Annotated in this window: 16 protein-coding genes; 2 read left to right on the top strand and 14 right to left on the bottom strand. The window is 47.7% G+C overall.

From position 1 onward, the window contains the following. Positions 1-15: 15 nt before the first annotated feature. From sucA to sdhC, 5 genes are all read right to left on the bottom strand, one after another. Positions 16-2,823: a 2-oxoglutarate dehydrogenase E1 component gene (sucA, locus tag ACVA6Q_RS15745; protein ID WP_446648133.1), complete on the bottom strand. Its 2,808-nt coding sequence runs from the start codon at positions 2,821-2,823 to the stop codon at positions 16-18. A gap of 99 nt (positions 2,824-2,922) precedes the next feature. Further along, positions 2,923-3,633 carry a succinate dehydrogenase iron-sulfur subunit gene (locus ACVA6Q_RS15740; protein ID WP_353498023.1) on the bottom strand — a complete coding sequence of 237 codons (711 nt, stop codon included), beginning with the start codon at positions 3,631-3,633 and terminating at the stop codon, positions 2,923-2,925. A gap of 15 nt (positions 3,634-3,648) precedes the next feature. Beyond that, positions 3,649-5,415, bottom strand: a complete 1,767-nt coding sequence (gene sdhA / locus ACVA6Q_RS15735) for a succinate dehydrogenase flavoprotein subunit (protein ID WP_353498022.1) — start codon at positions 5,413-5,415, stop codon at positions 3,649-3,651. Then, positions 5,416-5,763, bottom strand: a complete 348-nt coding sequence (gene sdhD, locus ACVA6Q_RS15730; RefSeq protein ID WP_353498021.1) for a succinate dehydrogenase, hydrophobic membrane anchor protein — start codon at positions 5,761-5,763, stop codon at positions 5,416-5,418. Continuing rightward, positions 5,757-6,149, bottom strand: a complete 393-nt coding sequence (gene sdhC, locus ACVA6Q_RS15725) for a succinate dehydrogenase cytochrome b556 subunit (protein WP_112480477.1) — start codon at positions 6,147-6,149, stop codon at positions 5,757-5,759. The genes sdhD and sdhC overlap by 7 nt, the downstream gene beginning before the upstream one ends. Before the next feature lie 394 nt (positions 6,150-6,543). Here sdhC and ACVA6Q_RS15720 point away from each other — a divergent pair, with 394 nt between their 5' ends. Continuing rightward, positions 6,544-7,833 carry a citrate synthase gene (locus ACVA6Q_RS15720; RefSeq protein WP_353498020.1) on the top strand — a complete coding sequence of 430 codons (1,290 nt, stop codon included), beginning with the start codon at positions 6,544-6,546 and terminating at the stop codon, positions 7,831-7,833. Positions 7,834-7,898: 65 nt separating this feature from the next. Here the strand turns inward: ACVA6Q_RS15720 and ACVA6Q_RS15715 are convergent, their stop codons facing one another. Continuing rightward, positions 7,899-8,657: a Nif3-like dinuclear metal center hexameric protein gene (locus ACVA6Q_RS15715; protein ID WP_429761515.1), complete on the bottom strand. Its 759-nt coding sequence runs from the start codon at positions 8,655-8,657 to the stop codon at positions 7,899-7,901. 84 nt (positions 8,658-8,741) lie between these two features. Here ACVA6Q_RS15715 and ACVA6Q_RS15710 point away from each other — a divergent pair, with 84 nt between their 5' ends. Further along, positions 8,742-9,512: a DUF1853 family protein gene (locus ACVA6Q_RS15710; RefSeq protein WP_446648132.1), complete on the top strand. Its 771-nt coding sequence runs from the start codon at positions 8,742-8,744 to the stop codon at positions 9,510-9,512. A gap of 14 nt (positions 9,513-9,526) precedes the next feature. Here the strand turns inward: ACVA6Q_RS15710 and ACVA6Q_RS15705 are convergent, their stop codons facing one another. From ACVA6Q_RS15705 to lpxB, 8 genes are all read right to left on the bottom strand, one after another. Beyond that, positions 9,527-10,375, bottom strand: a complete 849-nt coding sequence (locus tag ACVA6Q_RS15705) for an endonuclease/exonuclease/phosphatase family protein (protein WP_353498017.1) — start codon at positions 10,373-10,375, stop codon at positions 9,527-9,529. Between the two features lie 65 nt (positions 10,376-10,440). Further along, positions 10,441-10,779, bottom strand: coding sequence for a nitrogen regulatory protein P-II (glnB, locus tag ACVA6Q_RS15700; protein WP_042500895.1), 339 nt, complete (start codon positions 10,777-10,779; stop codon positions 10,441-10,443). A gap of 174 nt (positions 10,780-10,953) precedes the next feature. Continuing rightward, positions 10,954-11,265 (bottom strand): c-type cytochrome, encoded by a 312-nt coding sequence (locus ACVA6Q_RS15695; RefSeq protein WP_446648131.1) that lies wholly within the window; start codon positions 11,263-11,265, stop codon positions 10,954-10,956. Between the two features lie 108 nt (positions 11,266-11,373). Next, the gene (gene tilS, locus ACVA6Q_RS15690; RefSeq protein WP_446648130.1) at positions 11,374-12,693 is read right to left on the bottom strand and encodes a tRNA lysidine(34) synthetase TilS; all 1,320 of its coding nucleotides are present in this window, start codon (positions 12,691-12,693) and stop codon (positions 11,374-11,376) included. A gap of 69 nt (positions 12,694-12,762) precedes the next feature. Continuing rightward, a complete protein-coding gene (gene accA, locus ACVA6Q_RS15685; RefSeq protein ID WP_353498014.1) occupies positions 12,763-13,722 on the bottom strand; it encodes an acetyl-CoA carboxylase carboxyl transferase subunit alpha in 960 nt (319 codons plus the stop codon). Positions 13,723-13,773: 51 nt separating this feature from the next. Continuing rightward, a complete protein-coding gene (dnaE, locus tag ACVA6Q_RS15680; RefSeq protein WP_446648129.1) occupies positions 13,774-17,253 on the bottom strand; it encodes a DNA polymerase III subunit alpha in 3,480 nt (1,159 codons plus the stop codon). Between the two features lie 77 nt (positions 17,254-17,330). Next, a complete protein-coding gene (rnhB, locus tag ACVA6Q_RS15675; protein WP_446648128.1) occupies positions 17,331-17,957 on the bottom strand; it encodes a ribonuclease HII in 627 nt (208 codons plus the stop codon). After that, positions 17,954-19,096: a lipid-A-disaccharide synthase gene (gene lpxB, locus ACVA6Q_RS15670; protein ID WP_446648127.1), complete on the bottom strand. Its 1,143-nt coding sequence runs from the start codon at positions 19,094-19,096 to the stop codon at positions 17,954-17,956. Before lpxB ends, rnhB begins: the two co-directional genes overlap by 4 nt. Positions 19,097-19,144: the final 48 nt, after the last annotated feature.

Genomic DNA, 19,144 nt, shown 5'->3' with positions numbered 1-19,144 from the left:
TTTTTCTTCTAGTTCTTAATCTAGGGTCAACGCGTCAGAAATTAACGCTTTCTGTTGTTTCAAGTGTACCGACATATAACCAACGGCCGGAGATGCAGATGCTGGTCGCCCCGCATATTTCAAGTCAGCACCCGCAGGGATAGCTGCGCGGAAATTATGTTGACTTGAATACCAAGCGCCTTGGTTTTGCGGCTCTTCCTGACACCAAACGAAATCTTGAGCATTGGTGTAGGCGGCAATCTTGGCTTTTACATCATCCAGTGGGAATGGGTACAACTGTTCAATACGCACAATAGCTACGTCATCTTGCTCGTTGTTGCGACGCTGTTCGAGCAGGTCGAAATAAACCTTACCTGAACAGAACACAACACGTTTGACGTTTTCTGGCTTGATATCATCAATCTCACCAATCGCCGGCTCAAATGTGCCTTCTGCCAAGTCTTCAATGCTAGACACACACAGTGGATGTCTTAACAGTGATTTAGGTGACATCACAATCAATGGACGACGCATTGGGCGAACTACCTGACGACGAATCATGTGATAAACCTGAGCAGGCGTCGATGGAATCACCACTTGCATATTTTGTTCAGCACAAAGCTGCAGGTAACGCTCTAAGCGCGCTGAAGAGTGCTCTGGGCCTTGACCTTCATAGCCATGTGGCAACAGCATTGTTAGACCACATAGACGGCCCCATTTTTGCTCACCAGAAGAGATGAATTGGTCGATAACAACTTGAGCACCGTTAGCAAAGTCACCGAACTGCGCTTCCCACAAAGTCAAACCACTAGGCTCTGCAGTCGCATAGCCATATTCAAATGCCAGTACCGCTTCTTCTGACAACACCGAATCAAAGACCTGGAATGGACCTTGTTTGTCGTGAAGGTTACAAAGCGGAATATAGGTACTCGCATCTTCTTGGTTGTGCAGTACTGAGTGACGGTGGAAGAAAGTACCACGGCCGGAGTCCTGTCCCGAGATACGGATACGCTTACCGTCATCAAGAAGGGTTGCGTAAGCCAGCGTTTCTGCCATGCCCCAATCGATCATTTTCTCGCCGGTCATCATCGAAGCACGATCGTTGTACAGCTTGTTTACACGACTTTGAAGTTTATGACTGTCTGGGTACTGTCCAAGTTTGTTACCGAGGCCTACAAGACGCTCTGTACCAACCTGGCCACCCCACTCTTCATCCCAATCGCGACCGAGGTATGGAGACCAGTCTACTGAGTGCAATGCCATTGGGCGCCACTCTTTACACACCACTTCACCGCGGTCTAACGCGTCACGATACTCATTGATCATCTGCGTAGCGGTTTCAATATCGCTTTCGTCACGCTCAATCAAGACATCCGCGTACAGTTTGCGAGGCGTTGGGTGTTTTTTGATTTTCTGGTACATCAACGGCTGAGTCGCATTGGGCTCATCCGCTTCGTTGTGACCATGACGGCGATAACAGACCAGATCAATCACCACATCTTTACCAAACTCATTACGGAAATCGAGCGCAATTTGCGTAACAAGCGCGACCGCTTCTGGGTCATCAGCATTCACGTGGAAAATAGGAGCCTGTACCATCTTAGCGATGTCAGTACAGTACATGGTTGAACGGGTATCGCGTGGGTTAGAGGTAGTAAAACCAACTTGGTTGTTGACCACGATTCGAATCGTACCACCCACTTTAAAGCCGCGCGCCTGAGACATGTTGAAAGTCTCTTGCACAACACCTTGACCCGCAATCGCTGAGTCACCGTGAATGGTAATTGGCAGTACCATGCTACCGTCTTTGTCGCCTAAGCGATCTTGACGAGCACGAACCGAGCCGATAACTACTGGATTTACAATCTCAAGGTGAGATGGGTTAAATGCTAAGGCTAAATGCACATCACCACCCGGCGTTGCAAAGTCAGCAGAGAAACCTTGGTGGTACTTCACATCACCTGTACCCCATGTTTCATCATGCTTACCCGCAAACTCATCGAACAAGTCTTGAGGTTTTTTACCCAAGACGTTGACCAGCATGTTCAAGCGACCACGGTGCGCCATACCAATCACGACTTCTCGCATGCCTTGACTACCAGCATGGCGAATCAGTTCTTTGGTCATTGGAATCAGAGCATCACCACCTTCTAGCGAGAAACGTTTCGCACCTGGGAATTTTGCGCCAAGATAACGCTCAAGACCTTCAGCTGCAGTTAGCTCTTCTAGGAAAGTGTGTTTGTGTTCGGAATCGAAAGAGGGTTGGCCAACCACTGACTCTAAACGCTGTTGGATCCAACGTTTTTGAGCGGTGTTTGTCATGTGCATGTATTCTGCACCGATTGAGCCGCAGTAGGTTTTTTGAAGTGCTTTGTGAAGATCGCGAAGCGTCATGCTTTCTTGGCCAATAGCAAAAGAGCCAACATTGAACGTTTCGTCTAAATCATCTTCCGTCAACGAGTGGAACGCAGGTTCCAATTCATCAACCGTTGGGCGTTTCCATAAACCTAGAGGGTCTAGATTTGCAGCTTGATGTCCGCGAAAGCGGTACGCATTGATAAGCTGTAGAACTTTTACTTGTTTAGCATCGACCTCGGGGTCACTTACTTGAGCACTTGAATGCTTTGTTTCTTGAGCGAGTCGTCGGAAGTAATCACGGACACGTGAATGCGGCTGTTCAACCACATCAGGCTGCACAGGCAACCCATCAAATACACGTCTCCACTCCTCACTTACCTGTTCGGGATCACTTAGATACAGTTCGTAGAGATCTTCTACGTACGTTGCATTGGCGCCTGCCAAGTGTGAAGACTCGAGCCATGCCTTCATCACACCATTGTGCATATTTTCCCTTAACCAGTAGTTTTCACGTATGCTTCGGTCTACGCCGAGCTATAAGAAGCCGACTCTCCGGGACGTCGAGTCGGCAATTTTTATTTGTTGTTACACCGAACGATTCACAAGCATTGATTTGATGTGACCAATGGCTTTCGTTGGGTTAAGTCCCTTAGGACATACACTGACACAGTTCATGATGCCGTGACAACGGAAAACACTAAACGCATCATCAAGATTTGATAAGCGTTCATCCGTTGCAGTATCTCGACTGTCAATCAGCCAGCGGTACGCAGCGAGAAGACCTGCAGGTCCAATAAACTTGTCTGGATTCCACCAGAAAGATGGACAAGACGTCGTACAACACGCACACATGATGCACTCATACAGTCCATCAAGGTGAGCACGTTCTTCTGGCATTTGCAGATTTTCACGCGACGGCGGCACATTTCCTTCAGAAATAAGAAATGGCTTAACTTTCGCGTAGTTATCATAAAACTGAGTCATGTCGACAATCAAGTCTCGAACCACCGGAAGTCCCGGTAATGGTCGAATGACAATCTTGCCACCCTCAAGCGCAGATAGCGGTGTGATACAAGCAAGGCCATTTTTGCCGTTCATGTTCAAGCCATCGGAGCCACATACCCCTTCACGGCAAGAGCGACGGAACGCAATCGTTGGGTCTTGCTCTTTCAATAGTATCAGAGCATCAAGCACCATCATGTCCGACCCTTCGTCCACCTCTAAGGTGTAGTCTTTCATGTATGGTTTGTTATCTGCATCCGGATTGTAACGGTAAAGAGAGAAATTAAGGTTCATAGTAGTGTCCTCCCTTTAGTACGTACGTGCTTTCGGTGGGAAAGCTTCACGGTGAACAGGCATCATGTTGACATCACGCTTCGACATCTGCTCAGTTTCAGGGTTGTAGATTGAGTGGCATAGCCAATTCTCGTCATCACGCTCTGGGTAATCAAAGCGAGCATGAGCGCCGCGACTCTCGGTACGGTAGTTTGCAGCGACTGCAGTCGAGAATGCGGTCTCCATCAAGTTATCAAGCTCTAGACACTCCACACGCTGGGTGTTGAACTCTTTCGACTTGTCTGCAAGATGCGCTTCTTTCAAGCGGTCACGAATCACTTTAAGCTCTTCTAGACCGGTTGCCATCGCATCACCCTCTCGGAATACCGAGAAGCTGTTTTGCATACAAGTTTGCAGATCTTTACGGATTTGAGCTGGGTCTTCACCCGATGCACTGTTCTCCCAGCGCATCGTGCGAGCCAGTGATGCTTCAATGTCTGACTCCGTCGCTGGGCGAGCTTCAGTTTGCGCAGCCAGCGTCTCACCAAGGTGAAGACCAGTTGCACGACCAAACACCACTAGGTCAAGCAGCGAGTTACCACCAAGACGGTTCGCGCCGTGTACAGATACAGAAGCGATTTCACCACAAGCGAATAGACCTTGAACTTCATGATCGTTACCAGACGCGTCTTGTTTAATCGCTTGACCAGACACCTGAGTCGGTACACCACCCATCATGTAGTGACAAGTTGGAATAACTGGGATTGGCTCTTTCACTGGATCAACGTGTGCAAACGTACGAGACAGCTCACAGATACCTGGTAGACGAGACTCAAGGACGTCTTTACCCAGGTGATCCATTTTAAGCTTAATGTGTGGTCCCCAAGGGCCGTCACAGCCACGACCTTCACGAATTTCGATCATCATCGAACGTGCAACCACGTCGCGACCAGCAAGGTCTTTTGCGTTTGGAGCGTAACGCTCCATAAATCGCTCGCCATCTTTATTGAGAAGGTAACCACCTTCACCACGACAACCTTCGGTAACGAGTACACCTGCGCCAGCAATACCCGTTGGGTGGAACTGCCACATTTCCATATCTTGCATCGGTACGCCAGCACGCAGCGCCATACCAACACCATCACCCGTGTTGATATGAGCGTTGGTGGTTGAAGCGTAGATACGACCCGCACCACCAGTAGCTAAGATGGTTGCTTTTGATTTGAAGTAGCAAATCTCGCCCGTTTCCATGCAAAGCGCAGTACAACCCATAACCGCGCCATCTTGGTTCTTAACCATATCGAGCGCATACCACTCCGAGAATATGGTTGTTTTGTGCTTAATGTTTTGCTGATAAAGAGTATGCAGCAGTGCGTGGCCTGTACGGTCTGCAGCCGCCGCAGTACGTGCAGCCTGCTCCCCACCAAACTCTTTAGACTGTCCACCAAATGGACGCTGGTAGATAGAACCGTTTTCAAAACGAGAGAAAGGTAGACCCATTTTCTCTAATTCAATGACCGACTTAGGACCATTCTTACACATGTACTCGATAGCGTCTTGGTCACCGATGTAGTCAGAGCCCTTGACCGTGTCATACATGTGCCACTGCCAATCATCTTTATGAGAGTTACCCAACGCAACCGTAATACCACCCTGGGCAGATACGGTGTGGGAACGAGTAGGAAATACTTTTGATAGCAACGCACAAGATAGGCCTTGCTCTGAAATTTGTAGTGCAGCGCGCATGCCTGCACCACCAGCGCCGATTACTACGGCATCAAACTCACGAACTGGAATAGACACTTACGCACCCCACAGAATAAAGAAACCAGAGAAGAAATAACCAAGCAGCACTGCAATAACCGTCAGTTGCAGCGCACCACGTAACATGGTCGGCTTGATATAGTCTGTAAGAACTTGCCATAGACCAATCCAGGCATGGATAAGCAGAGATGCCAATGCCAGCATAGTAAACACCTTAGTGAAGGTGCCACCGAAGAAGTTGGTCCACGATACGTAGGAAATGTCTCCTGCAAACGCGCAGAAGCTCACAAGATAGATAGTGTACAAGGTCATAATAATGGCGCTCGCACGAATCAGAAGATAATCGTGGACACCGTTACGACCGAATGATGAAACGTTGTTTACCATACCAAAACTCCCGCCAATAGCGACAGAACGCCTGTCACGATAAAGGATACCTTGGCACTTTTCGCGCCCGATTCGAGCTCTTCAAAGTAACCTAGATCCATGATTAGATGACGAATACCACCAACAATGTGGTACGCAAGAGCAGTCAAAATGCCCCAAAGAATAAGCTTGACGAAGAAACCGTCGACGATATCGACTGCCTCGGCAAACCCCATCGGGGACGAGAGTGACTTGGCTAGTAACCAAAGGAGAATACCGATCGACACAAACGTGATCACACCTGACACTCGGTGCAAGATGGATGCGATTGCAGTGATCGGAAAGCGAATTGTCTGTAAATCAAGATTAACAGGTCTGGACTTTCTTTCTTTCACGGGCTTGCTCACTCAGCTCCATTGAGCATTTATTGTTATGAATAAATTTTGGTCTGTAAGCCTCAAAAGTTAACATAAACTTAACAAAAATCTCGTGTTACAAGGGAGATAATTGTTGCAACAATGTTAACAAATGAGAATCCAAAACCACCTCACTTCGGTTTGTATACTCGATTTTTAAAGGCTAGGACCAACAATTTCACCGCAACTATACGGTTGGCAACATTCTAATACAATTGATGTAACAAAATATGCTACACAGAACAGATTTTTAACCATTTTTCTATAAAAAATCATAACAAGTGCACACATCATCGTATAAAAATTGACTTTGCTTCCGAACCAAAGTAAAAAATTGGCACACAAACATCCTGGACGGATTAAATAATAAACAAAGGAGATTGTTATGGCAGATAAGAAAGCGACCCTTCATATTGAAGGTCAAGCGCCAATCGAGCTGCCGATTATGGAAGGTTCTATCGGACCAGAAGTAGTCGATGTTCGTAAGCTTGGAGCGAATGGTTACTTTACATTTGACCCAGGTTTTCTTGCCACTGCATCCTGTGAATCTCAAATCACTTATATCGACGGCGGCAAAGGTGTTTTACTGCACCGTGGCTTCCCTATCGATCAGTTAGCTAACAATGCAGACTACCTAGAAGTATGCTACATCCTTCTTGTTGGCGAAGCCCCATCACGTGAAGAATATGAAGAGTTCAAGCAAATTGTTACTCGTCATACTATGGTTCACGAGCAAATCGCGAGTTTCTTTCACGGTTTCCGTCGCGACGCTCACCCAATGGCCGTTATGTGTGGTGTAGTTGGTGCACTTGCAGCCTTCTATCACGACTCCCTCGATATCAACAATGACTCACACCGTGAAATTGCGGCTTACCGCCTAATTTCTAAGATGCCAACCCTTGCAGCTATGTGCTACAAGTATTCTATCGGTCAACCATTCATCTACCCACGCAACGACCTAACGTATGCGGAGAACTTCCTACACATGATGTTCGCAAACCCTTGCGAAGAGTACGAAGTAAACCCTATCGTTGCGCGTGCAATGGACAAGATCTTTACACTACACGCAGACCACGAGCAAAATGCGTCAACGTCAACGGTACGTCTAGCAGGTTCATCTGGCGCTAACCCATTTGCATGTATTGCAGCGGGTATCGCGTCTCTATGGGGGCCTGCACACGGCGGTGCTAACGAAGCGTGTTTGCGTATGCTTGAAGAGATTGGCTCTGTAGACAAGATCCCTGAGTTCATCGAACGAGCGAAGGACAAAGATGATCCATTCCGCCTAATGGGCTTTGGCCACCGTGTTTACAAGAACTACGATCCACGCGCAACAGTTATGCGTGAAGCATGTCACGATGTACTGAAAGAGCTTAACATTCAAGATCCACTACTGGATGTTGCGATGGAGCTTGAGCGCATTGCGCTATCAGACGAGTATTTCGTTGAGAAGAAACTGTATCCAAACGTAGACTTCTACTCAGGTATCATCCTTAAAGCGATTGGTATCCCAGTGTCTATGTTCACCGTTATCTTTGCTATGTCTCGCACTGTTGGTTGGATTGCTCACTGGAACGAAATGCACAGCGATCCAGACAACCGCATCGGTCGCCCACGTCAGCTTTACACTGGTGAATCAATGCGTGACTTCAAACCGCTTCACGAGCGCGAATAACGATAAACACAACATCACAACTCAAAAGAGCAGCCTAGGCTGCTCTTTTTATTTCATTGGTGGTTTTATACCGGATTGTCGATATCTTTAAACTCAACGTCCAAACCATGTTCGCTTGCCAGCCACTCACCCAGCGCTTTGATGCCGTAGCGCTCAGTCGCATGATGACCGGCCGCAAAGTAGTGGATACCCATTTCACGTGCAGTGTACGTCGTACGCTCAGAAATCTCCCCTGAAATGAAGGCATCTAACCCCTTTGACGCTGCTAGTTCAATGTAATCCTGTCCACCACCGGTACACCAACCTACCGTTTCAATCGGCTTGTCAGCCAACTCTGGTGCGATGTGCAGAGGTTCACGATTTAGGGCTTTTGCAATCTTAGTCGCAAACTCAGCACCAGAGATAGGTTTTGCCAGTTTACCAAACATAGCAACAGACTGTGGGTGACCTTCTAGGCCATCGATGACCTCAATATCAAGCAACTGTGCTAATTTAGCGTTGTTACCTAGCTCAGGGTGGATATCAAGCGGCAGGTGATAACCAAACAAGTTCACGTCGTTTTTAATGAGAGTGCGAATACGCTTGCCCTTCATACCACGAATTGGCTCTGGCTCTCCTTTCCAGAAATAGCCATGGTGAACTAATATGGCATCCGCTCCGACACTTACTGCGTAATCAATAAGCGCTTGTGATGCCGTGACTCCGGTAATCACTTTTTTGATATCAGTCGCACCTTCAACTTGAAGCCCATTTGGGCTGTAATCTTTAATCAGTTGCGGTGAGAGTTTTTCATTGAGGATAGCTTCAAGCTTTAGGTTATTCATGGCACTTCCTGAGCAAATTCTTGATTTCCGTGGTTATAGCAATTTACTCTAGCAATGTCGAAAGGAAAACGTAAAGAATACGCTATGCAAACCATCAGGGACTTTATTACCTGGATAAACGAAAGCCAGAGCCTCGTCACGGGACATTCGAGCGTGGCTGGGGGTTTCCCTAAGGTATCCCCTCAATCAAGCTCTCAGGACGATTCTGAGTACCAAGGCAACCCTAGGCTTGGGTTTCTTTATCAGGAGCTGTGCCGACGTTTATTTGAGCAAAGTAACAGCCACAGCGTCTTTGCTGAAGAAATACAACTGCAGCAAGATGGTCGTACCTTGGGTGCTATCGACTTTCTTATTGAAAAACCAGACCAGCAACAACTCGAGCACTGGGAGGTAGCGATTAAGTTCTATTTGCTAAAAGATGGGCTTTGGTATGGACCGAATGCAAAGGATAGACTAGACAAAAAATTGAGCCGCATGCTCGAGCATCAACTAAAGATGTCTGATACCCCTGCGTTCAAAGCTCAGTTCCCTAATATTGCCAGCCCTTCTCAACACCTATTGATGCAAGGGCGGTTGTATATCAACCCGTTTGACCCAGAAAAGACGCCAACTCGCTGCTTAGAACTTGATATCAATCCACAGCGCGTTACTGGCCATTGGTGCTACCAATCTCAATTTCATCTTATCGATGAACCGATATACCGATTAGAAAAACCGCTTTGGGCAACAGGAAATCCGCGACGCGCAGAGTACGATTCAGTGTCGGCGCTACCCAAGCACTTTATCCATTGCCAAGCCAAAAGCGGCCAATTCTGGTTTGTCGTCCCTGATGACTGGCCGCAAAGCAGTATGTAACCGAACGCTGGCGGTTACTGAGCCAAAACGAACTCCGCCAGCATTGGATTATGATCTGATGCATCACTCTCTGGCGTGCTCATCGTCTCCAACGTCATGCCTCGATAAAATATATGGTCGAGAGGGAGTCCGGTGACAAAACGTTTTCGATGATCCGGAGTAAATTTGACCTCTTGGATCTGATAGTCTTTGAGTGCTTGTTTAAGTACTGCCATTCGCGACTCGCTCCAGCTGTTAAAGTCGCCAGCAATGAGCAGTGGCCCTGAGTGAGACTCAAGTACTTGCTTAAATGACTCGAGCTGCTGCTTGTACTCTTGTGTGCCAATGGTAAAGTTCACTGAATGAAGGTTCAGCGCAATCAGGGTCTGCCCATTAGAGAGCGCATATTCCGCGTAGAGACCCGATTTAGGCAGTTGTAACCATGGCTCAACCTGAAGGTTTGCACACGCGACCTTTGGCATGGTTCGACTCAAATTCAGAACACCACTTGAAACATCAAAAGCTTTGAAGGCGCTGACTTGGTTACTGCCCCAATCAGAGCGCTGAAGCCAATCGAGGAACTGATCATCCAGGCTTGCCTCTTGAAGTAGTACCAACTGCCTGTCTTGAGAGCGCTCTGTTAGCTCGGAGAGAAGGTTCTCCCTGTTTTGTTTGTAAACATTCCAAACCAATACATTGAGTCGTCCCTCATCATCGAGCGCCTGAGGCGTTGGATTGTGATAACACTTTAATTCAGTATCAACCTGATTGCCGCGAACAGTTGTGATCTCGGGAGTGTCAGACACAGTAAACACGACCTGAAAGCCGCCTACCGCCATAAAAACTGCGGCTAATACGCCAACTAAAATCCACTTCAACTTCATCGCTCACCCCAAAAGTAAAAAAGGAGTAGTTGCCTACTCCTTTTAATGTTAGTGCTACTCGCGGTTTAGATCGCGTCTTCGTCTTCTTCGCCGGTACGAATACGAACAACACGCTCGATGTCAGTGATAAAAATCTTGCCATCACCAATTTTACCCGTTTGTGCCGTTTCAATAATGGTTTCTACGCATTGATCCGCAACATCGCTAGCCACCACGATTTCTAGCTTCACTTTTGGCAAGAAATCAACCATGTATTCTGCACCGCGATACAACTCAGTGTGGCCTTTTTGACGACCAAAACCTTTCACTTCAGAAACCGTCATCCCTGTGATGCCAACTTCTGCCAATGCTTCACGCACATCATCAAGCTTGAATGGTTTGATAATCGCTTCAATCTTTTTCATGTTCTTCCCTTACATCACTTTTGTTAACGACATTATCTGGTAGGTCGCGATAACAATCAACGAAAACAAAAAGCTCGAAGGCCAGCTTCGAGCTTTTTATCAAAGTTATTTGCAACACGTTGTTTTGTTACGCTTACATCATGCTAGAACCATCTAGGTGTCATTCAGAACACTCTATTTAAGGCTTGCGTAGTATGCCGCTAGGTTAGCAACGTCTTCGTCGCTAAGCATTGATGCCTGTGCTTGCATTACTGCCGCTAGGCCACCGTTACGCTGCTTGCTTTTGTATGCATTAATAGAGGTAACCAAATACTGCTCGTTTTGACCTTTAAGGTTTGGATACCCTGGGATCACTGCGATGCCATCTGCGCCATGACACGCGGCACACACTGCTGCTTTTGCTTTACCCGCTGCAACATCGCCTGCGACTGCTGCACCGCTCATCAAACCCGCTGCTACCAATGCGCTAATCATCAACTTTTTCATTGCTTTTCCTTGTGATACGTCCATATTTGCTCGGAACCAGCCCACATTACTCTGGTTTGTACCGCTTCCTAGCGTTTATTATAGTTACGATTGTGACATGAAAAAGGGTCACTTGTCCCATACGAGTTCACAATCTGAGCCGTAAAAGTCCTTGTCTACAAATAAGTTAGCCACGGCAACCACTTTGTCACCCATCATCAGAATAGGTGTTCGGCGGCGTTGCCAACTTGGGATTTGATACTCTTGAAATAGCTTCTTGAGCTTACGTGACCCCGCTCTGCCATGAGGATGCGCAGACAAACCTTCTGGTTCAAACATGACCACCAGCGGCTCTGTCAGAGCTGCGCGGTTCAGCGTCATCAAGCTGTTTTTTTCACTACTGTTACCTAACGTTAGCTCGCCTAACCTATCGGGCAATAGCACGGGAGTTTCAATCGTTAGTGACTTGCTCCACTGAGTGACATCTTCCTGTGGTGCTACCCAGTAAAGGTGGGATTTGAATCGGCGAATGCTACCTGAGGCCAGAACCAAATTTGGATTTGCATCGGGTTTAGCCAAGGCGACATCATTCCAAAGCTGCTGCAATTGAATCTCGCTTGGCAGCACTGACGTTTGCGCTTCAAGCCACATGCGCAGTAGTTGATCTCGTTTCAGTGGAGAGCTGCGACTCAAGGTATCTATCTCAACCCCTTGAAACGAATTTAAACAAGCCTCTAGCTCGGGCTTAAGTAACTCCGCCAAAAGCTGCTCTTGCTTCGCACACAATCGAGCACTGCGACGAACCGCTTTGTTAAAGCTAGGCCAGCGCTTATTAATGACAGGCACCACTTTGTGGCGCAAGAAATTGCGGTCAAAGCGGGTATCTTGGTTACTGTCATCTTCAAGCCAGGTTAACTGCTGAGTATGTGCAAAATGCTCGATGTCGCTTCGGGACACATCAAGAAGTGGCCTCAAAAGCTTCCCTGACGCAAAAGGGGCTGACAGAGCCATTGAGGATAGTCCCTTGGGTCCGCTACCTCGCTTAAGAGCCAGAAGAAAAGTTTCAGTTTGATCGTCAAGGTGCTGGCCGGTCAGTAAAACATCGTCCGTATTAACGTGGGATGCTAGGACTTGGTAACGAGCATCACGTGCCAATTGCTCAATGCTGTCGCCGCTCTCTAGGTCAAGAGATACATACTCTGCGACGAAGGGGATTTGCTCTGCTTTAGCCCATAATTCACACTGTTCTAGCCATTGATCCGCGTACTGGCTCAAACCATGATGAACATGCACAGCAAGCAACTCTAGATCAGGATGCTGAGCGCGATAAAGCGCCGCTAGATGCAGCAAAACGCGGGAATCCACCCCGCCACTGAATCCGATAACAACACGACCGCCATCGGGCAGGTGGCACCGCAGGGTATCAATAAAGTGCTGCGCTAATGACATAGACAATTTCCCAAAAGACAAAAAATAAGGCGAGCATCATGCTCGCCTTATTATATAAACCAAATCGGCTTAGCAGTAGCCGTAACTCATCAAACGTTGATAACGACGCTCTAGTAAGTTGTCTTCTTCAAGCTGCTCTAGCTCTTCTAGCTGACGAAGTAGCGTTGCCTTCATGTTCGCTGCCATTTGAATCGTATCACGATGCGCGCCGCCAAGTGGCTCTTCAATGATTTCATCGATAAGCTCTAGCTCTTTAAGACGCGGAGCAATCAAGCCCATCGCTTCTGCAGCTTGTGGGGCTTTGTCTGAATCGCGCCATAGAATAGAGGCACAGCCTTCAGGTGAAATTACTGAGTAGGTAGAATATTGAAGCATGTTCACGTAATCACCCACACCAATAGCCAATGCGCCACCAGAGCCGCCTTCACCAACAACGTTACAAATAACCGGCACTTTCAGGCCTGCCATCACTTTCAGGTTCATCGCAATCGCTTCAGATTGACCGCGCTCTTCTGCGCCAACACCTGGGTAAGCACCCGCAGTGTCGATAAAGGTGATAATTGGCATGTTAAAACGCTCAGCCATACGCATCAAACGCAGTGCTTTACGGTAGCCTTCTGGTTTAGGCATACCGAAGTTACGCTTAACTTTCTCTTTAGTCTCACGGCCTTTTTGATGACCAATGATCATCACAGGACGGCCTTCAAGACGAGCCATACCGCCAACAATCGCTTTGTCGTCAGCAAATGCACGGTCACCCGCCAGCTCATCAAACTCAGTAAATACGTGCTCTACATAGTCCAACGTATATGGGCGTTGTGGGTGGCGAGCAAGCTGCGCAACCTGCCATGCACCAAGGTCACTAAAGATTTTCTTTTTAAGCTCTAAGCTTTTCTTCTCTAGTTGTTCAATTTCTTTATCTAAGTCAATTGCACTATCACCACCATGACGAGACACGTCACGCAGGGCTTCAATTTTTGCTTCTAGTTCGGCAATTGGCTTTTCAAATTCAAGAAAGTTCAAGCTCATCTATGAATCCTTTTCGATTCCGCTCAGGCACCGATGTGTGCCCAAGCTCAATTAGTTAAATTCGAGTTCTACCTGGTCTTTACCAAGTAACTGCTGTAATTCTTCCAGTAACGCATCGTTGGGCGTTACTCGCCACTGTGTTCCTAACGTGAGCTTCGCTCTTGCATCTGCACGTTGGTAGTAAATATTAACAGGTACTGTGCCATCTTTGTGAGGCGTTAATATTTCTGTGAAGCGTTGGTAAAAACGCTCATCGATCTGTTGCTCTAGCAACGAAATGGACAACCCTCGAGTAAATTTCTCTCGAGCGCTACCAAGATCTAAAACTTCGCGGGCGGACATTTTAAGCCCACCATTGAAGTCATCAAAGCTGACCTGTCCAGAAACGACCACTATTTTATCTTTTTCTAACAATTCAGCATATTTATCTAGTGCATCTGAGAACAACATCACTTCCATACGACCACTGCGATCATCGAGTGTCATGATACCGATACGCGTACCGCGCTTTGTGGTCATGACACGAGCGGCAATGACAAGGCCAGCCACGGTCAATGACTGATCACGACGTGTCGGAGTGGCATCCTTTAATCGACAACTGGTGTATTTAGTAAGTTCCTTCAGATAGGCGTTTATTGGGTGCCCGGTCAAATAAAGCCCCAAGGTTTCGCGTTCACCTTCAAGCCATACCTTCTCTGGCCACGCAGGTACTTGGGTGTACTTGTGTTCCACTTCCTCTGGCGCATCCGTCAATACGCCGAACATATCACCTTGTCCAAACGCTTCAGCTTGGTGATGTTGACTCGCCGCCTTCACTGCGTCATTAAGCGACGCCATTAACGCCGCTCGATGAGGTCCGAGCTTATCTAGTGCACCAGCCATGATCAACTTCTCAATGACGCGCTTATTGACCTTTTTCAGGTCGATTCGGGCACAGAAATCGAACAGGTCGCGGAAGTAACCATCTTTGTTTCTTGCTTCAATGATGGCATCAATTGGACCTTCACCCACCCCTTTGATTGCGCCGATACCATAAACAATGGCACCTTCATCGTTAACATTAAATCGGAATAAACCGGCGTTAATATCTGGAGGTAACACCTTAAGTTTCATGCGGAAACATTCATCGACAAGGCCGACGACTTTCTCGGTGTTATCCATATCTGCGGTCATAACCGCCGCCATAAACTCTGCTGGGTAGTGTTTCTTTAGCCACAGTGTTTGGTACGACACCAAAGCATAAGCGGCTGAGTGCGATTTGTTAAAGCCATAACCTGCGAACTTTTCTACCAAGTCGAAGATCTTCATCGCCAATTCGCCATCGACGCCATTGTTAATGGCACCTTCTTCGAATACAGCACGCTGCTTGGCCATCTCTTCTGGCTTTTTCTTACCCATCGCACGACGCAGCATGTCTGCACCACCTAGCGTATAACCCGCTAGAATCTGGGCGATTTGCATGACCTGCTCTTGGTAAAGAATGATGCCATAAGTTGGCTCTAGCGTTTCTTTCAGTGTTTCGTGTTGCCACGTCTCATCTGGATAGGAAACCGCTTCTCGCCCGTGCTTACGGTCGATAAAGTTATCTACCATGCCGGATTGCAATGGTCCAGGACGGAACAGTGCTACCAATGCGATGATATCTTCAAAACAGTCTGGCTGAAGACGTTTGATAAGCTCTTTCATACCACGTGATTCCAACTGGAATACCGCCGTGGTCTCTGAATTTTGCAGTAGCTGGAATGACGGCTGGTCATCAAGAGGAATCGATTCGATACGAACCGGCTCTTTGCCCTCTTTTTCCAGACGTGGGTTAATCAGCCCTAACGCCCAGTCGATAATGGTTAGGGTTCTTAGACCTAAGAAGTCGAATTTAACTAGGCCGGCCGTTTCTACGTCGTTTTTATCAAACTGCGTGACAGGGAAATGACCTTCCGAGTCCGCATAGATCGGCGCAAAATCGGTGATAGTAGTTGGCGATATAACAACACCACCAGCGTGTTTACCGGCGTTACGAGTACAACCTTCAAGGATGCGACACATGTCGATGAGGTCGCGAACCTCTTCATCAGCGTCATACAATTGAGGCAGCGCAGGCTCAACGTCAAACGCTTTTTGCAGCGTCATGCCAGGGTCAGCAGGGATCAGTTTGGAAATACGATCCACAAAGCCAAATGGGTGCCCAAGTACACGACCTACGTCTCGAATTACTGCTTTCGCCGCCATGGTACCAAAGGTAATGATCTGCGATACCGCGTCTCGGCCATACATTTCTGCCACGTGATCAATCACTTGGTCACGTTTATCCATACAGAAGTCAACATCGAAGTCGGGCATGGAGACACGTTCAGGGTTCAGAAAGCGCTCGAAAAGCAAGTCGTATTCAAGAGGATCAAGGTCAGTGATTTTAAGCGCGTACGCCACCAGCGAGCCCGCACCCGAACCACGCCCTGGACCTACAGGTATTTCATTATCTTTTGACCACTGGATGAACTCCATTACGATCAAGAAGTAGCCTGGGAAGCCCATCTGGTTGATAACATCGAGTTCAATCTGTAATCGCTCGTCGTACTCAGGTCTGCGCTCAAGTCGTACTTGCTCATCAGGGAATAGGAACTCCAAACGCTCTTCTAGGCCTTCTCTCGACTTCATCACCAGGAAGTCGGTCTCTTTCATACCTTCTGTTGGGAAAGCAGGTAGGAAGTACTCACCTAGTCTGACAGTCACGTTACAGCGCTTAGCGATTTCCACTGAGTTTTGCAACGCTTCTGGAATGTCGGCAAATAGCTGGCACATTTCCTCTTCACTGCGCAGGTATTGCTGTTCACTGTAACGCTTAGGACGTCTAGGGTCATCGAGCGTATAACCATCATGAATGGCCACGCGGATCTCATGGGCATCGAACAGCTCTTTATCAACGAACACCACTTCGTTGGTCGCTACAACTGGAAGTTCTAACTCTTCCGCCAAGTCGACGGCAAAATGCAGATAGCTCTCTTCGTCGGCACGTCCGGTGCGAATGAGCTCAAGGTAAAAGCGGTCAGGAAAATGCGTTTGATAAAAAGCCGCACACTGTTTGGCTAAGCTTTGATTACCTTTGAGTAATGCTTTGCCCACCTCACCGTCTTTTGCGCCTGAAAGGATGATCAGGCCTTCCGACAGCTCAGCTAGCCAAGCCTTATCAATAACAGGTTGATGTTGAACATGACCCCTAAGATATGCCTTGGAGATCAGTAACGTTAGGTTGTTGTAACCTGTGTTGTCAGAAGCAAGCACTGTGAGGCGAGTTAGCTCTTCGCCAAACTCATCCGATTGCACCGAAAAGTCAGCCCCAATCAGCGGCTTAATGCCTGCTGAATGAGCATTGCCATAGAACTTTACTAGGCCACATAGGTTGGTGAAATCGGTCAATGCCATCGCTGGCATGCCCAACTCAGCCACCTTCTTCACAAGTGGTGGTACCTTAGACAGGCCGTCCACCATTGAGAAGTCACTGTGAACACGTAAGTGTATAAACTTGGGGTCTGACATAATGAATCCTAAATCGTCATGACATCCTAACGGCTACACAGAGCCATTAGTGCTTAATTTGTTTTACTCTTAAATACCTAGTCTTCAATACCTAGGGCGCGCTTTACTGGTTTGAAGCTTTTTCGATGCTGGGCAATGACGCCGTGCTGCTCAATGGCCTCAAAATGCGCTTTAGTCGGATAGCCTTTGTGCTTAGCGAACCCAAACTCAGGGTGCTGAGCATCAAGTTCTTCCATTTCTTGATCGCGAACCACTTTAGCAATAATGGAAGCGGCACTAATCTCAGCAACACGAAGGTCACCTTTGACCACGGCTTGTGCATCCATTGGAAGCTCTGGCGTTCGGTTACCGTCAATCAACACCATATCAGGTTGAACCTTAAGCCCTGCAACCGCGCGCTGCATCGCCACCATGGTCGCTTGTAGGATATTGAGCTCATCAATTTCTTCAGGAGAACAACGCCCTACCGCCCAAGCCAGCGCCTTTTCTTTAATTTCAGGATACAGCGCGAGGCGTTTTTTCTCAGACAGTTTTTTCGAGTCGTTAAGGCCTTCAATCGGATTATTCGGATCTAGGATAACCGCTGCTGTGACGACGTCTCCAACCAATGGTCCGCGACCCACTTCATCCACACCTGCAATAGCGGTATAGCCTTGCGGGTATTCAAAAGGAGGCAGTTCTATAGGCGTTTTTTTCTTGGTCATAATCTATCTATCAATTTTAGTACGGCGTCTGCGGCCTGTTTATCGGCACCCTTACGGATCCAATGATGCATTTCGGTGAACTTTTCAATCATATCGTGATTGTCACCATTGAGCAGGCGCGTCAGCTCGGCATGTAAGTTTTCTGGGGTACACGCATCTAAGAGGAACTCTTTGACTATCTCATCATCGGCCAAAATATTTGGCAACGAAACGTATTTCGTCTTCACCAAACGCTTTGCCAAAAATGCCGTGATAGCATTCATCTTGTACCCGACAACCATAGGCCTTTTAAGTAGCATACATTCTAACGCGACAGTGCCTGAGGCCAAAAGCACGGCATCGGATGCTGTGATCACGTTGCGTGCTGTATCTTGCACAATATGAAAGTCTAGCTCTGGCGCATAATGCTGCCAGGCTTCGATAAACTGCTGCTTGCGCTTATCATTCACAGCTGCGACCACAAACCCTAAACTCGGGTCGTCGTTATTGAGCTTCTTACAGGTTTCAATAAATGGCTGAGAGAGCATCTTCAGCTCGTTACCACGACTACCTGGCAGTACCGCAAGCCATTTCTTGTCTTGATCTAGCCCTAACAACTGCTGCGCAGCGGCTTTGTCTGACTCCAAGGGGATCGCATCAGCGAGCGTATGTCCTACAAACTCACACGGCACATTGAATTTGTCGTAGAAGGCTTTTTCGAATGGTAGAAACGCCAGTACCAAATTGGTCGCTTCACCGATGCCATGAATACGTTTTTGACGCCAAGCCCACACGGAAGGGCTCACGTAATGGACGGTTTTGGTGCCCGCTTTTTTTAGGTCTAGCTCAAGCCTTAAGTTGAAATCCGGCGCATCAATGCCGACAAACACATCCACAGGATTTTCGGTAAAGTATTTCACCAACTCAGCTTTGACGTGCAGCAAGCGCCTCAGTCGCCCCAATACTTCAACCAGCCCCATAACGGCGAGCTCTTCCATATCGAACAGAGACTGACAACCCTCGGCAATCATCTTTGGACCACCAATGCCAACAAACTCAGCATCAGGGTAGCGCACTTTGAGCGCCTTGATGAAACCCTCACCAAGCGTATCCCCCGAGAGTTCGCCAGCGACAATGCCGATGCGTAATGGTCGTTCCATTGGTGTTCCCTACTTGCTTAAATTTATGGTTTTCTTAAAACAGAAAAA

The sequence above is a fragment of the Vibrio sp. DNB22_10_4 genome (assembly GCF_052879755.1).
This window is presented reverse-complemented; position numbering and strand designations above follow the sequence as displayed.

Coding starts and splice junctions, on each gene's coding strand:
- sucA (WP_446648133.1), bottom strand. CDS start 2,823: ATGCACAATGGTGTGATGAAGGCATGGCTCGAGTCTTCACACTTGGCA.
- ACVA6Q_RS15740 (WP_353498023.1), bottom strand. CDS start 3,633: ATGAACCTTAATTTCTCTCTTTACCGTTACAATCCGGATGCAGATAAC.
- sdhD (WP_353498021.1), bottom strand. CDS start 5,763: ATGGTAAACAACGTTTCATCATTCGGTCGTAACGGTGTCCACGATTAT.
- ACVA6Q_RS15720 (WP_353498020.1), top strand. CDS start 6,544: ATGGCAGATAAGAAAGCGACCCTTCATATTGAAGGTCAAGCGCCAATC.
- ACVA6Q_RS15715 (WP_429761515.1), bottom strand. CDS start 8,657: ATGAATAACCTAAAGCTTGAAGCTATCCTCAATGAAAAACTCTCACCG.
- ACVA6Q_RS15710 (WP_446648132.1), top strand. CDS start 8,742: ATGCAAACCATCAGGGACTTTATTACCTGGATAAACGAAAGCCAGAGC.
- ACVA6Q_RS15705 (WP_353498017.1), bottom strand. CDS start 10,375: ATGAAGTTGAAGTGGATTTTAGTTGGCGTATTAGCCGCAGTTTTTATG.
- glnB (WP_042500895.1), bottom strand. CDS start 10,779: ATGAAAAAGATTGAAGCGATTATCAAACCATTCAAGCTTGATGATGTG.
- ACVA6Q_RS15695 (WP_446648131.1), bottom strand. CDS start 11,265: ATGAAAAAGTTGATGATTAGCGCATTGGTAGCAGCGGGTTTGATGAGC.
- tilS (WP_446648130.1), bottom strand. CDS start 12,693: ATGTCATTAGCGCAGCACTTTATTGATACCCTGCGGTGCCACCTGCCC.
- accA (WP_353498014.1), bottom strand. CDS start 13,722: ATGAGCTTGAACTTTCTTGAATTTGAAAAGCCAATTGCCGAACTAGAA.
- dnaE (WP_446648129.1), bottom strand. CDS start 17,253: ATGTCAGACCCCAAGTTTATACACTTACGTGTTCACAGTGACTTCTCA.
- rnhB (WP_446648128.1), bottom strand. CDS start 17,957: ATGACCAAGAAAAAAACGCCTATAGAACTGCCTCCTTTTGAATACCCG.
- lpxB (WP_446648127.1), bottom strand. CDS start 19,096: ATGGAACGACCATTACGCATCGGCATTGTCGCTGGCGAACTCTCGGGG.